The organism is Wolbachia endosymbiont of Drosophila tristis, from assembly GCF_028981745.1.
In the GTDB taxonomy this organism is placed as follows: Bacteria; Pseudomonadota; Alphaproteobacteria; order Rickettsiales; family Anaplasmataceae; genus Wolbachia; species Wolbachia pipientis.
Genome location: NZ_JAPQLN010000004.1, coordinates 1 through 882, shown reverse-complemented (window position 1 = coordinate 882; position 882 = coordinate 1). Strand labels below are relative to the sequence as shown.

The window sequence follows — 882 nt, the reverse complement described above, 5'->3', positions numbered from 1 at the left end:
AAAAAAGGTGTTGATGATGCATTTGTTAAAACTTTAGGACTTACAGATACGCTAAAAACAGAAGTAGTAAAACAGCCTGTTGTGGATGCTATAACTGCTTCTCCTGATTTTACAAATAAGGTATATATTAAAGCTGCTCCAGCCGATGAAGTTTACACTAAAACTGCTGCAGAGACTGCTTTTGTTAAAGCTACAGAGCTTAAAACAAAAGCTGCAGCGAAAGATGTCGTGAATGCTATATTTGATGCAAAAGACGGCGACAAATCAATTTTAGTGGATAAATTAGGAGGATTTCTTGATGCTACTGACACAGCGTATGGTGACAAAAATGATCAAACAGCAAAGGTGTTCTTAGGAGGTAAAGGGCTAAAAGGGGAGACAGGAGCCACTGGTCCTAAAGGAGCAGATGGTAAAGATGGAGCTCAAGGCCCACAAGGGGAGAAAGGGGAGACAGGAGCAGATGGTAAAAGTCCAACAGCTGCTGAAATAGCTACTGAGAAAGCCTTACAAGAGCATGTAACAAAGATAAGCATACAAAGTCCAGAATTTAAAAGAGCTGTGCAAGAGGAAATGTCACAACCGTATTTTGAGCCTCCAACAAGTGATGATGCTGCACTTAATTGGACTTGGTAATACAGCTTAGATCCAAGTAGTCACGCTACTTGGATGACGTCATATGGTCCTCTGATGACGGAAAAAGGACTCGGATAACACCCTACAATGTCATTCCAGCGCGTGACGCTGGAATGGCTTTGTTGCATCGCTACTTATGAAAGGCTAACTATAGTTAGAATTATAAGCAACCTATTGAAAATCTTGTTTTTTTGCAATCAATCTGATCAAATTTAAGAATAGTAATTTATTATTTATATTAATAAATTT

Annotated in this window: 1 pseudogene; it reads left to right on the top strand. The window is 38.9% G+C overall.

Features of this window, described 5'->3' with window-relative positions:
- Window positions 1-633, top strand: a pseudogene (locus OZD64_RS00040) (collagen-like protein); the annotation flags it as partial.
- Between the last annotated feature and the right edge of the window lie 249 nt (window positions 634-882).